The organism is Sphingopyxis sp. MG (assembly GCF_002953155.1).
GTDB classification, from domain to species: domain Bacteria; phylum Pseudomonadota; class Alphaproteobacteria; order Sphingomonadales; family Sphingomonadaceae; genus Sphingopyxis; species Sphingopyxis granuli.
Window position 1 is genome coordinate 3,769,395 of record NZ_CP026381.1, and the last position, 12,146, is coordinate 3,781,540.

Genomic DNA, 12,146 nt, shown 5'->3' on the forward strand with positions numbered 1-12,146 from the left:
GGTCGCAGTTGGCGCTGCGGCTCGGTCCGCTTGGAATAGGACACAATTGGGGGAGAATAGCAATGTCGAATGAAAAGCGCGAAAAGACGGGAGGCTTCAGCGGAGGGGCTCTTGGCGACACCGGGCGTCGCAAGCCTAGCCGCGATCCCGAGCCCGCGCCAGCGCCGGCCCCTCAGAAGCCGAAGACGGACGGCGACCGCTAGACCCACATCGGCCCGGCACCGCGATAGACGGCCTCACCTTCGTCTGTCGCGGCCAGCCCGCAAGCCATGATCGCCGACACGATGCCGTCGATCCGGTCGAGGCTCTTGGCCTTCGTCGGCTTCCTGTTCCCGGCCGGATCGGTCTCCACGATGACGTTGCCCGCCTGCCAGCGCAGCAGCGGATTATTGTTGTGCTGGACCTTCCGGCCGAGCAGCGCGCGCTCGAACGCATCCACCGCCGCTGCGTAGGATTTGAAGCCCGGCACAAATTCACGCATCGGCAGGTCGATTCCTTCGTCGCTCAGCAGCTTGTTGAGCCGGGCAATCTGCCAGCGGTCGAACGCGATTCCCTGCACGTCATACCGGCTGCGAATATCCGCCAGTTGCATGGCGATGGCGAGGTCGTCGCGCGCGTTGCCCACGGTCACGTCTGCCCAGCCATCGGCCGCCCAGCGATCGTAAGGCACCCTGTCGCGCTCGACGCGGGCCGCGATCGTGTCCTTTGGCAACCAGTGCCAGGCGAGCAGTTTCCCATGATCGGGGAAATACAGGGCAAGAGCGCACAGGTCGCGGGTGCTCGACAGGTCCAGCCCGCCATAGCAGCGCGCGCCCTCCAGCTCGATCGGATCGAACGGCTCGCCATTGGCCTCCCAATCCGCCTGTTCGATGAAGCGGCCCTCGGCGGCAATTCGCTGATTGAGGTTGAGCAGGCGGAATGCGGGCGCAAAGGACGGCGACCGCATCGCCATTGCCGCGGCGTCGGCAAATTCAGCCTCGTTGAGAAACGCGCCCAGCGCCGGGTTTGCCGCCTTCCATGCTTCGCGATCGTCCAGCGCGCAATCATCCGGTGCGGCGTGGAGCTGGACATAGGTACTCGGCATCGGCTCCGCGTCCAGCATCTCCGACCAGAAATGTAGGTCATCCGCCGCTTGCGTCGAGATGGTGACGCCCAGCGCATGTTTCCGCTTCGCCATGCCGGTGCGGAGATTGTCCCAAAGCTCGCGGCTGCGCCATTGTGCCACCTCGTCTGCGATCCAGAAAGACGGCGCGAGACCATGCGCCTTTCGCGCATCGGACGTGAGCGCCCGCCACAGCGACGACGATTCGAGGTCAGTGATTTCCTTCGTTTGGTCGCGGATATTCACCCGGCCCGCCATCCACGGCGTTTCATAGATGTAGGCGCACGTCATGCGATAGAGCACGCCCGCCTGTTCGCGATCGAGTGCGGCGGCGTAGCATTCCCCGTGCGGCTCCATCATCGGGCCTAGCAGGTGCGCCAGCCCCAGCCCGGCGAGCAGGCCCGACTTGCCATTGCCCCGTGCGACCGACAGGCCAGCAAGGCGCACAAGCCGCTCGCCCTCGGTCTCGGCATAGACGCCCCGGACAAAGCGTTCCTGAAAGTCGAGCACCTCCATTTTCTCGCCTGCACGAAGGCCCGACACGATCGGCAGCGTTCCGAGAAATGCGAGCACCCTATCGGCCGCTGGCATCCCGTCTTTTTCCCAAGGGTGGCTGACGATCGCAGGCGCGCGCGCGGCGACCGCTTTCAGCTTTCCAGCACCCGGCCCCCTAGCGCCCATGTCGGCTTCCCCCTGAAACTAACTGATTATTTCTATTCGACGGCGGTATCCGAGCGTCAGCCCTGAGCGATTTTCCAAACTTCTCGCCGGGAATTTTGCTCCACGGATGCGTCGGGTCGAGCGGGTTGCCATCGGCATCGCAGCCGCGCCGGGGCTTGGTCGATCGCACCGCGCCAGCCTCGCCACCCCTCGCGGTCTTTGCGCTGTGGCAGGCAGGGCAGTAGCTGGCGAGGCCATCGTGACCGGGGAAGGCAGGGCCGCCCTCGCTGATCGCGACAACATGGTCGACGGTGTTGGCGCGGGTGAGCCTGCCGCTGTTGCGGCACCCTCGACAGGCCGGTTCGATGGCAAGGTGAGCAGCACGCAGCCGCTTCCACCGTGCGGTGTTGTAGGGCCACTTAGACATGCCCGTCTCCAATCATGGCGATGATCTTCATTCCCTTCACGGCATCCGCGACCTTGGCGGCGCGGGGCTTCGATATGCCGTGGCTTCGCAGCGTGGCCTCGATCTCGCGTGAGGTCATCGGACGGCTGAAATAGTCCAGCACCTTGACCGCAGCCGCGAGCGCGTCACCTTCGAGGCTCTCCACATATTCGATCAGGTTCATCATTCGTCCCCTTCGGAAAGAGGCGCGGTGGCCTCAGGGGCCGCGCCGGTTATATCTTTGATATAAGGGGGGTTGAAGCGTGCAGGATTTGTGCGGGTTTCGTGCGGGTCGGTGCAGGGGGTTTGTGCAGGGGGGTCGGTGCAGATTTCGACCGCCTTGATGCCCTGTTTCATCACCCGATTCGGACCGCGCCAGAGCGGCTGGTCGAGCGCGATCTGGCCGAGATGGAGCAGTCGTTCCATCGCTGCCCGATAGCCCTTCTCGCTATGCTTCTTACCCTCGGTCATGGCCGCGAAAACCTTCGGAGCAAAGTTGCTGCCGGGGTTGTGCGAGACGGCGCGCTTCTGTTCGGTGGCGAGCGCGAGACAGCGGAGGAAGGCCGCATTCTCGGCGTTGGCCTGCACGTTCAATGCGATCTCTTTTGCCATGTCAGGCGGCAGGTCGTCATCATGCACGAACGCCCATTTCAGCCAGCGGAAGGTGATACGCTCGCCATTGCGGGCATAGTTCGCTTTGCCGCGCACAAGGACGCGGGCGTCAGGATCTGGAGCATTGCCATCCTCGTCCTTCGGCACCTCCATGAACAGGCGGGACCGCACCTGATTTTCCCATGCCGTCGAGCCGGAAAAGTCCTGCCCGGCCTTGTTCGGATGACCGAGAAACAGGACGCTACCGTCAATCTCGCTCGCCAGATTGTTGAGCATCCCGACGAACACCGCCACCTGATTGCGGATATTCTCGTTGCCGCCGAACAGATGCGCCACGTTGTCGAGGGCGAGAAAGCTCGCGCCCGTCGCGCGCGCAGTATGGAGCAGCGTGCGATAGGTATCCGACACGATCGGGTTGCCGTCCGGCGTGAACGTCACCAGCGCGTTGCTGGTCGCCCGGGTGAGGCTGACAAGGTGCAGCTTGCCCGACAAGGCCGACAGCGGGACGCCCAGCGCATCGCAGATGGCTTTCTGGCGCCGGTGCAGCTCGTCGGCATCATCCTCGCAGGTCACATAGATAGCGACCGCCTGTCGGGTGTCTTTGCCCATGAAAGGCAAGCCAAGGGCGATGCAGGTGCAGAGCTGTTGCGAGAGCAGCGACTTGCCCGCGCTCCCCGGCCCGGTGAGATAGGTCGCCTGCCGGTGCGGAATATAGTCAGCCCATGCCCATTCGCGCGAGGGCACGTCCTGCCCCTGCCAGTCGGCAGGATTGAGCAACGGCAGCAACATCGGCCCCCCGTCATTGGCGGGCGGGAAGGAAGCGAGATTACGCGGCATAGCGCACCGCCTTTCGTTTGATGATGGTGGGGAGGCGGCGGGGCTTGCTGAGCGCCCGGTGCAGGCGGGTGGCGACAAGCTCGTCCGCCTCGATCGCGTTCAGGCCGCGCAACGATTCCAGCTCGTCGGCTTCCCAATCGAGGATGCATATGCCGGTGCCCCCGGCGCGCAGCCACTCAAGCGGCGTGGCATGAAGCTGGATCGGGGGATCGCCCGGCCAATACTCGCTCAATTGAGAGAGTTCATCGGTGCCCAGCGCCCAGCCAAGGCCGGTGCGCCACGCCCAGTTCGCCGGGGCATCGCTGCGCCACGCTACGATGTCGATCACCTCGCCGTCCGCATAGACGGGCGACAGGACATGCAGCGGTCCCTCGCCGGGCTGATACAGGCCGCGTTCGATCCGCTCGACGTGCCCGACACCGAACGGGATTTGCCGCGAACCGAGTTCGGCAATGGCCCGGCCGGGGACGCCCAAGGCGAGCAGGCGATCGAGGTGAGGCTGGCGAACGCGGAGCGTGGCGGCTTCCGCTTCCTCGCGAATATCCGCCGCCTTCATTGCGTCACCGCCCGGCTTGCGGTATATCCCGCCTGCCTTACCGCTCCACGGATATGGTTTGCCCTCGCATCGGTTGCCGCCGACGCGGGGGCTATTATTTTTCGCCGACGCGGGGGCGGGTCGAGGTTAGCCATCAATCGCGGTGCGGGGCAGTTTCCCGTTGGCGATAATGTGCCGGTTAGCCTTCGCTTCCTATTGATTCCGGTTGTTTCTTGCACCCCTGTCGGGTGCGCCATTTTTCAATGACTTAGCTGTTCTGCAAAAATGGCGTACGAAAAACGTACGAAACAAATCAGGGCGTCTCAGAGAATCACTTTTTTGTCAGCCAAGGTAACCGTGTCCTGAAGCTTTCAATTACCCACAACTCGTCGTTGGCGTGATTCCGTTGGTCGCATGGCCGTTGCTTGCCCGGAATCGGACATGATTCCTTTCCTGGCACCTGAAACGGTTGGTGGGGTGCACAATGAGCAATTCTGTTTTCGATGCGGTCAAATGGGCCGATGAGGAAGTCGATCTCGGCGCATTTCGCGATAAGCGCTTGGGCGAGCGGCTGCGCACGATGCTGGGACAGATGGCGGGAGCGATTGGCGCGCCGATCCCGATGGCCTGTCAGGACTGGGCAAATACCAAGGCAGCGTACCGCTTTTTGTCGAATAGTTCGGTAAACGAAGGCAATATCCTCGCGGGCCATCTCCAGGCGACGCGGGCCCGCGTTGCCGCGACTGATGGGCTTATCCTCGTTCTGCAGGACACCACTGAATTCTCCTATCAACGGCGCGATCCCGAAAGAATCGGTGCCATTAGCCTGGTTCCCAGCCGACGCGATGAAAATGGTCGGCTGCGGCTTCATACGGTCTGCGGGCTGCTCATGCACTCCAGCCTTGCGGTCACGCCCGAAGGATTACCGCTTGGGCTGACGGCGGCGAAATTCTGGACCCGCACCAAGTTCAAGGGCACCAACGCGCTGAAGCGCCGGATCAATCCCACCCGCGTGCCGATCGAGGAAAAGGAGAGCTACCGCTGGCTCGAAAACATGCGCCAGTCGGCCGCCCTGCTGGGCGAGCCCGATCGCCTGGTCCATATCGGCGACCGCGAGAACGATATTTACGAATTCTTCTGCGAGGCCCAAGCGATCGGCACGCATTTTCTTGTCCGCACCTGTGTCGATCGCCTGGCCGGCGACGGTGATCACACCATTGCCGACGAAATGAGCGAAGTGTCCGTACAGGCGATACATCGGGTCGCCGTCAGCAAGGATGATCATGCCGACATCGAGCTACGCTATCGGCGTATCCAGGTCTTGCCGCCGATCGGGAAGCAAAAGCGCTATCCGCCCCTCAGTCTGACCGTCCTGCATGCCCGTGAATGTGGGGCCCCCGAAGGCCGGGCTCCTGTCGACTGGCGGCTTATCACCGATCTACCAGTGACGACGCCTGACCAGGCCATCGAAAAGCTCGACTGGTACGCCCAGCGTTGGAAGATCGAGCTCTTCCACAAGATACTCAAATCCGGCTGCCGCGCCGAGGATGCACGGCTCCGGACCGCCGATCGCCTTGCCAATCTGATCGCGATATTCTGCATCCTATCCTGGCGACTGTTCTGGGTGACCATGATCAACCGCGCCGCGCCTGCCGCATCCCCCAAACTCGCATTGACTGATGATGAAATCGCCCTGATTGATCACCTTGCGGCTTCTCGAAATAGGGCGCCCATGGGCAGAACCCTCTCCGATTACCTGACCCAGATCGCGCGGCTCGGCGGTTACCTGGCCCGAGCCCATGATCCGCCGCCTGGCAACATCGTGATCTGGCGCGGATGGTCCCGGCTTATGGATATCAAAATCGGCGCTAACGCCATCCGTTCGACTTATGGGTAATTGAAAGCTTCAGACCACGCTTACCAGCCAAGCGTGCTCACGCCCAAAGGCGAGCGCATTTCGACCCCGCATGGGCATTTGCGGTGCAGCTTTCTGACCAAATACCGAGATTGTGAAACCTGCGACTTAGCGGCAGCGTCGCCGTGAAACCTCGTAACGCGCGGCTCGATCTTGCGCGGGTTTAGTCCGCCGGTCGCGCGACGAGAGGCCGCCACCACATTTCGTTGGCTAGATACCACGAGACGGTTTCGCGGAGGCCTTTGGAAAAATCTCGCTCTGGTGCGTATTGCAGTTCTGATCGCGCCTTGCTCTCATCGATCGCATAGCGGCGGTCATGACCTTTGCGATCGGTGACGAAGTTTTTGAGTTCCGCGGTGCAGCGGCCCTGGGCGGCAGGGGCGGCTGGAAAACGCTCGGCCAATTTAGGATCGGCGGCGAATGCCCCGTCGACGGCAGCACAAATTTCTTCAACCACTTTCATATTTGGCAGTTCTTCGCCTCCACCCACATTGTAGGTTTCTCCGGGCAGACCGTGTTGCAAGCAAGCTTGAATGGCCCGGCAGTGATCTGCGACATGGAGCCAGTCGCGCACATTCATGCCATCCCCGTAAATTGGCAGTTTCTGGCCGTGGAGCGCGCGGATAATGAACAACGGAATCAGCTTTTCAGGAAACTGATAGGGTCCGTAGTTGTTCGAGCAGTTTGTGGTCGTGGTCACGAGCCCGAACGTGTGGTGATAAGCTCGGACGAGGTGGTCGGCTGACGCTTTGGAAGCTGAGTAGGGCGAGTTCGGCGCGTAAGGGGTGGTTTCGCTAAACGCCGGATCCTCGGGTTCGAGCGAACCAAAGACCTCATCCGTCGAAATATTATGAAAGCGGTGCGGCCGACCCGTCCCGGCATCCAGCCATTCTGCCTTCGCCGCTTTCAAAAGGCTGTGTGTCCCGAGGATATTGGTGTCGATAAAAGCATCGGGCCCCTCAATGGAACGGTCGACGTGACTTTCTGCCGCGAAGTGGACGATTGTGTCGATTTTCCGTGTTTTGAGCAGCTGGCGCACCAGCTCGTTGTCGCGGATGTCACCAACGACGAGCTCAATGTCCTTGATCCCGTCGAGGCTAGCACGATTTCCAGCGTAGGTCAGGAGGTCGAGAACGACGATCCCGCTGTCCGGATTATGGTCGCGAAGATAGCGGACAAAGTTCGATCCTATGAAGCCCGCTCCGCCAGTGATCAGCACATTATCCATTGCTTTTGATTGCCTCCAAGACGTCACGAAGACTGGCCCGCCAATGCGGAGGGGCATGTCCGAGTGCTTCGGTTGTGTCGCTTTTGTCTAAAACGGAAAAGTGCGGCCTCTTTGCCGGGGTCGGATAAGCGCTCGACACGATGGGCACGATCTCGATAGCCTGTTCCAGCAAGCCGATCGCAACGGCCTCTTCCATGATGGCTACGGCAAAATCGTACCAGCTCGCGACGCCGCTATTGCTGTAATGAAGAACGCCCACGATGTCGGACGCCGCTAGTTTCCATATGGCGTCTGCAAGCGAGTGAGCGCTCGTCGGCGTGCCAACCTGGTCGGCGACCACGCCGAGTGAAGTGCGTTCCCGCATGAGCCGCAGCATGGTGGCAACGAAATTATTGCCATAGGCGCTGTACAGCCAGCTGGTCCGGATAATCAGCGCATCGCCCCCGGCTGCCGCCTCGCCGGCCAGCTTTGTTGTGCCGTACACATTGAGCGGAGCGGTCGGCGCATCGGTGCGGTAAGGACTTGAGGCCATGCCGTCGAAGACAAAGTCGGTGGAGATTTGCACCATCCGGGCGCCGCTACGCTGCGCGGCATGAGCGAGATGGGCGACACCAATGTGGTTCACGCGATCGGCCAGCTCCGACATATCCTCCGCCGCATCGACCTTGGTGTAGGCTGCTGCATTGATCAGGATAGAAGGAGCGTAATTGCTGAAAGCCGCGTCGACCGCGCTTCGGTTGGAGATATCCAGCTGTGCTGACGTCAGAGGAATCAGTTCGATGTTTGGTGGGGCGCGGTCCGCTAATGCCCGACCCAATTGTCCATTCGCTCCAGTGATCAGCGCTTTCATTCGGGGAGTGCGCTTTCGGTGAGTAGCTTGCCGGCTTGGTCCTTCGTCGAGAGTTCGGGACGTAGCCCCTCAATCGGCCAATCAATGGCGAGGGTTGGATCGTCCCAACGGACGCAGTGCTCAGCGGTCGGCTGATAAAAATCGGTGCATTTGTACAGAAAGTCGGTTTGGTCCTCGAGGGTCAGAAAGCCGTGTGCAAAGCCTGGCGGTACCCATAGCATTCGCTGATTGGCTGCACTGAGTTCGACGCCGATCCAGCGGCCGAAGGTCTTGCTCGACCGGCGAATATCGACGGCCACGTCGAAGACGCGGCCATTTACAACCCGGACGAGCTTTCCCTGTGCGTTGGGGTTCTGATAGTGCAGGCCGCGGAGCACGCCGCGCGACGAGCGGCTGTGATTGTCCTGGACAAATGTCATATCAAGTCCGGCATCTGCGAAGGCGGCGCGGTTCCAGCTTTCGAGGAAAAAGCCGCGATCATCACCGAAGACCTTGGGCTCGATGATCAGCGGACCCGGAATATCGCATTCGACGAACCGCATCAGAAGCTTCTGTTTTCCAGGAGATTGAGAAGATAGTCGCCATAACCGGATTTTCGCAGAGGCTCGGCAACCGCCTTGAGCTTGGCGTCATCGATATAGCGCAACCGCCAGGCAATTTCTTCGGGACAACAGATTTTCAGTCCTTGGCGTTCTTCAGTGATGCGAACATAATTGCCGGCATCGAGCAGCGATGCGTGTGTGCCGGTGTCAAGCCAGGCAAAACCGCGCCCCATAATCTGCACCGAGAGACAGCCATCGTCCATGTAGGAGCGGTTGAGATCGGTAATCTCCAGCTCGCCGCGAGCGCTGGGCTTCAGCGCCAGAGCGCGCTCGACGACAGTCTCGTCATAAAAATAAAGACCGGTAACGGCATAGTTGGATTTGGGATTCGCGGGCTTTTCTTCGATGCTGAGCGCGTTGCATCGGCCGTCGATCTCGACCACGCCATAGGCTCGCGGATTGGAAACTTGATACGCGAACACGCTCGCGCCGCTCGTCCGACTATCCGCTTCCTGCAACATCTCGCCGAGCCCATGGCCATAGAAGATGTTATCGCCCAGGATGAGCGCGCTGGGTGCACCGGCGAGGAAATCGGCGCCAATATGAAATGCCTGCGCAAGACCCGCCGGCTCGGGCTGTACCGCATAGTGGAATTCGAGCCCCCAGTCCGAGCCGTCGCCAAGCAGACGTTCGAACATCGGCTGATCTTCGGGTGTGGTGATGATCAAGATTTCGCGAATGCCTGCGAGCATGAGGACCGCGATCGGATAATAGATCATCGGCTTGTCGAAAACGGGCGCCAGCTGCTTCGAAATAGCTCGCGTCAATGGATAAAGGCGCGTTCCCGACCCGCCGGCGAGAACAATTCCCTTTCGTTGCACTTTTGCCCCCTGTCGAATTTTAAGTAGCACCGATTCTGCGGGGCTGATCTGTACCGTTTATCGCATATCTCAAAGCGATATTGCCGCTGACGTCATCAGCTTTGCTACTCGCACAGGCGTTTTGAGCCGTCAATGAAACCAATGGCTTCGGCATGTTCTCGATTTCGGACATCCGCATCGCCACTGGTTAAACGGGCCTGGTTTCCTGCTCCATTTTTCCAACCGCTGCGATGCTATTGGTTGTCAACGGACGTCCTCACCCCGCAAGCGTAATGGGTCGCAGCCGCCAATATGGTCGCCGATTCCGTCGGCAGCCCGTTTCTCCCTTCGCTTGACCTATGAATGGATGTTTTCGTGAAACCGATCCGCAAAGCCGTTTTTCCCGTCGCCGGTCTCGGCACCCGCTTTCTGCCTGCGACCAAGGCGATCCCCAAGGAGATGCTGCCGGTCGTCGACCGCCCGCTGATCCAGTACGCTGTCGACGAGGCGCGCGAGGCGGGGATCGAGCAGATGATCTTTGTCACCGGGCGCGGAAAAAGCGCGATCGAGGATCATTTCGACATCGCGTTCGAGCTGGAAAAGACGATGTCCGAACGTGGCAAGGATCTGTCGGTGCTGGCGCCGACGCGGCTCGGCCCCGGCAATTGCGCCTATGTCCGCCAGCAGGAGCCGATGGGGCTGGGCCATGCGATCTGGTGCGCGCGCGACATCGTCGGCGACGAACCCTTTGCGATCTTCCTGCCTGACGAGTTCATGCACGGATCGCCCGGCTGCATGAAGCAGATGGTCGATGCCTATCACAAGGTCGGCGGCAATCTGATCTCGGTGCTCGAAGTGCCGCGCGAGCAGGTGGCGAGTTACGGCGTAATCGCCCCCGGCGCGCGCGACGGGGCGCTGACCGAGGTCAGGGGTCTCGTCGAAAAGCCGAAGGTCGCCGATGCCCCGTCGAACCTGATCATCTCTGGCCGCTACATCCTCCAGCCCGAAGTGATGCGCGTGCTCGAGGGGCAGGAAAAGGGCGCGGGCGGCGAGATCCAGCTGACCGACGCGATGGCATCGATGATCGGCAGCCAGCCGTTCCACGCGGTCACCTTCGATGGCGCGCGGTACGACTGCGGGTCGAAGGCGGGCTATGTTCAGGCCAATCTCGCGGTCGCGCTCGAGCGTCCCGACATGGCCGACGAAGTGCGCGCCTTCGCGATCGATTTGCTGAAGTAGGCGTACTGCATTATTCGCCGGGTACGCGGCATAGGCGCGGCATCAAGCGGAGAGTGCGCATTCTTGCGACGCGTTGACGGCGTGTCCTTCACAGCGGATAAGACAAGCGTAGGTCGGCCAGTGGGGAAATGTCATGACAATTGCCGGCACGCTAGATTTCCCCGCCTCGAACGGTGAACTTGTTCGTCTTGAAATGTATAATTCGGAAAGCCGCCAAGGCAGTCGCCGGGTGCCTGTCCGCCTGTACAATCTGTCGGCTACCGGGGTCCTGATCGAGAGCAGCCAAGCGCTTCGGCTGGGCGAACAGATCGAAACCGCCTTCAATGACCATGATGTTGTTAAGGGTCAGATCGGATGGACCGGGGCCAGGCTTTATGGCTGTCAGTTCGCCGAGCCGGTCGCCTCGACCCTGCTGGAAAAGGCCGTATGGCGCCGACTGGACGACGCTGACAACGGAGATAGTCAACCGCAGTTGGTCGACACCTTCGGTGCAAGGCTGCAGCGGTTAAGAATGGCGCAGGGTCTCAGTCAGGTCGAAATAGCGGCGCAATTGGGGGTGACTCCGGTCGCAATCAGCAATTGGGAAAGCGATCGCTCGCAGCCACGCCAGCACCGCATGTCGGACCTGGCAAAGATCTTGGGCGTCCCAAGTCAGCAGCTTGTGGCGCACTCGGGCGTGCATCCTGAATCGCTTCCCGAGGTGCTTGCTTCGAGCAAGGTACAAATTGCAAACTTGCTCGGTGTGAATCCTACCAATGTCAAAATCAGCGTAGATCTTTGATGCGAGCCCGCGGTTGCCGATAGGTTTCAGCGTGAGAGCGTCAGCCTGTCACCATTGATGTGCACGGCTTCGAACTGCGCGAGCGCGTTCTGGCCCAGCAGCGACAATCCGACATCGCGGTGGGGAACGGCCGCCTTGAGATTCTTGAGGATATGCCCCTCAAACTCAATTTCCTTGATTACAACCCAATCGACTGCAACCGGACCGCCCGCGGTCATGACTGTGCGCATTTCTCCAACCGCTTTGTCGCCTGCAGCCTTCTGCGCATCGGCATGGCTGAGAATGACGTGGCTCGCGCCGGTGTCGACGAGGAAGCGGATCGATTTCGGGCCTATGCCGCCCGAAATATAAAACATTCCATTTTCGTCGCGCTGCGTCCCCTTGCCTTTTTGAAGGGAGGCGCTGTCCGAATTCGCAGATCTGGCGGTATATGCGGTCGCAGCAACATACTGAGCTTGCGGCATGGCAAAGGGCACCACGGCACTCGCAGTAATGACGCCTGCAATGAAGTAGAGATATTGCCGCATGAAGCCGACTTAG

Annotated in this window: 13 protein-coding genes; 3 read left to right on the forward strand and 10 right to left on the reverse strand. The window is 60.8% G+C overall.

The features are described 5' to 3' along the window. Positions 1 to 199: 199 nt before the first annotated feature. The 5 genes from C3E99_RS17300 to C3E99_RS17320 form a co-directional block, all read right to left on the reverse strand. Entirely contained in the window at positions 200 to 1,675 is a 1,476-nt protein-coding gene (locus C3E99_RS17300) for a terminase large subunit (protein WP_234002525.1), read from the reverse strand. Between the two features lie 97 nt (positions 1,676 to 1,772). After that, complete coding sequence (locus C3E99_RS20365) at positions 1,773 to 2,189, reverse strand: HNH endonuclease signature motif containing protein (protein WP_104960147.1); 417 nt, start codon at positions 2,187 to 2,189, stop codon at positions 1,773 to 1,775. Continuing rightward, positions 2,182 to 2,394 carry a hypothetical protein gene (locus C3E99_RS17310; RefSeq protein WP_158682348.1) on the reverse strand — a complete coding sequence of 71 codons (213 nt, stop codon included), beginning with the start codon at positions 2,392 to 2,394 and terminating at the stop codon, positions 2,182 to 2,184. The genes C3E99_RS20365 and C3E99_RS17310 overlap by 8 nt, the downstream gene beginning before the upstream one ends. Continuing rightward, positions 2,391 to 3,656 (reverse strand): AAA family ATPase, encoded by a 1,266-nt coding sequence (locus C3E99_RS17315; protein WP_104960149.1) that lies wholly within the window; start codon positions 3,654 to 3,656, stop codon positions 2,391 to 2,393. Before C3E99_RS17315 ends, C3E99_RS17310 begins: the two co-directional genes overlap by 4 nt. After that, positions 3,646 to 4,212 (reverse strand): hypothetical protein, encoded by a 567-nt coding sequence (locus tag C3E99_RS17320; protein ID WP_104960150.1) that lies wholly within the window; start codon positions 4,210 to 4,212, stop codon positions 3,646 to 3,648. The genes C3E99_RS17315 and C3E99_RS17320 overlap by 11 nt, the downstream gene beginning before the upstream one ends. 463 nt (positions 4,213 to 4,675) lie before the next feature. On the opposite strand from C3E99_RS17320, the gene C3E99_RS17325 reads away from it, so the two are divergent. Beyond that, on the forward strand, positions 4,676 to 6,088 hold the full coding sequence (locus C3E99_RS17325) for an IS4 family transposase (RefSeq protein ID WP_104959562.1): 1,413 nt from the start codon (positions 4,676 to 4,678) through the stop codon (positions 6,086 to 6,088). A 181-nt stretch (positions 6,089 to 6,269) separates the two neighbouring features. On the opposite strand, the gene rfbB is transcribed toward C3E99_RS17325, so the two are convergent. The 4 genes from rfbB to rfbA are packed head-to-tail and all read right to left on the reverse strand — an operon-like array spanning position 6,270 to position 9,607. Beyond that, on the reverse strand, positions 6,270 to 7,334 hold the full coding sequence (gene rfbB, locus C3E99_RS17330) for a dTDP-glucose 4,6-dehydratase (protein ID WP_104960151.1): 1,065 nt from the start codon (positions 7,332 to 7,334) through the stop codon (positions 6,270 to 6,272). Then, positions 7,327 to 8,184, reverse strand: coding sequence for a dTDP-4-dehydrorhamnose reductase (gene rfbD, locus C3E99_RS17335; RefSeq protein ID WP_104960152.1), 858 nt, complete (start codon positions 8,182 to 8,184; stop codon positions 7,327 to 7,329). The genes rfbB and rfbD overlap by 8 nt, the downstream gene beginning before the upstream one ends. Then, positions 8,181 to 8,726 (reverse strand): dTDP-4-dehydrorhamnose 3,5-epimerase, encoded by a 546-nt coding sequence (gene rfbC, locus C3E99_RS17340; protein ID WP_104960153.1) that lies wholly within the window; start codon positions 8,724 to 8,726, stop codon positions 8,181 to 8,183. Before rfbC ends, rfbD begins: the two co-directional genes overlap by 4 nt. Continuing rightward, positions 8,726 to 9,607: a glucose-1-phosphate thymidylyltransferase RfbA gene (gene rfbA, locus C3E99_RS17345; protein ID WP_104960154.1), complete on the reverse strand. Its 882-nt coding sequence runs from the start codon at positions 9,605 to 9,607 to the stop codon at positions 8,726 to 8,728. Before rfbA ends, rfbC begins: the two co-directional genes overlap by 1 nt. Before the next feature lie 342 nt (positions 9,608 to 9,949). Between rfbA and galU the strand changes: the two genes are divergently transcribed. Together galU and C3E99_RS17355 are read left to right on the forward strand one after the other, a co-directional pair. Next, on the forward strand, positions 9,950 to 10,825 hold the full coding sequence (gene galU / locus C3E99_RS17350) for a UTP--glucose-1-phosphate uridylyltransferase GalU (protein ID WP_199775029.1): 876 nt from the start codon (positions 9,950 to 9,952) through the stop codon (positions 10,823 to 10,825). 133 nt (positions 10,826 to 10,958) lie between these two features. Further along, positions 10,959 to 11,606, forward strand: coding sequence for a helix-turn-helix domain-containing protein (locus C3E99_RS17355; protein ID WP_104960155.1), 648 nt, complete (start codon positions 10,959 to 10,961; stop codon positions 11,604 to 11,606). A gap of 26 nt (positions 11,607 to 11,632) precedes the next feature. Here the strand turns inward: C3E99_RS17355 and C3E99_RS17360 are convergent, their stop codons facing one another. Beyond that, on the reverse strand, positions 11,633 to 12,133 hold the full coding sequence (locus tag C3E99_RS17360) for a retropepsin-like aspartic protease family protein (protein WP_104960156.1): 501 nt from the start codon (positions 12,131 to 12,133) through the stop codon (positions 11,633 to 11,635). Positions 12,134 to 12,146: the final 13 nt, after the last annotated feature.

Excerpts from the sequence above, each read along its gene's own strand:
- C3E99_RS20365 (WP_104960147.1), bottom strand. The coding sequence starts at position 2,189 with ATGTCTAAGTGGCCCTACAACACCGCACGGTGGAAGCGGCTGCGTGCT.
- C3E99_RS17310 (WP_158682348.1), bottom strand. The coding sequence starts at position 2,394 with ATGATGAACCTGATCGAATATGTGGAGAGCCTCGAAGGTGACGCGCTC.
- C3E99_RS17315 (WP_104960149.1), bottom strand. The coding sequence starts at position 3,656 with ATGCCGCGTAATCTCGCTTCCTTCCCGCCCGCCAATGACGGGGGGCCG.
- C3E99_RS17320 (WP_104960150.1), bottom strand. The coding sequence starts at position 4,212 with ATGAAGGCGGCGGATATTCGCGAGGAAGCGGAAGCCGCCACGCTCCGC.
- C3E99_RS17325 (WP_104959562.1), top strand. The coding sequence starts at position 4,676 with ATGAGCAATTCTGTTTTCGATGCGGTCAAATGGGCCGATGAGGAAGTC.
- rfbB (WP_104960151.1), bottom strand. The coding sequence starts at position 7,334 with ATGGATAATGTGCTGATCACTGGCGGAGCGGGCTTCATAGGATCGAAC.
- rfbD (WP_104960152.1), bottom strand. The coding sequence starts at position 8,184 with ATGAAAGCGCTGATCACTGGAGCGAATGGACAATTGGGTCGGGCATTA.
- rfbC (WP_104960153.1), bottom strand. The coding sequence starts at position 8,726 with ATGCGGTTCGTCGAATGCGATATTCCGGGTCCGCTGATCATCGAGCCC.
- galU (WP_199775029.1), top strand. The coding sequence starts at position 9,950 with ATGGATGTTTTCGTGAAACCGATCCGCAAAGCCGTTTTTCCCGTCGCC.
- C3E99_RS17355 (WP_104960155.1), top strand. The coding sequence starts at position 10,959 with ATGACAATTGCCGGCACGCTAGATTTCCCCGCCTCGAACGGTGAACTT.
- C3E99_RS17360 (WP_104960156.1), bottom strand. The coding sequence starts at position 12,133 with ATGCGGCAATATCTCTACTTCATTGCAGGCGTCATTACTGCGAGTGCC.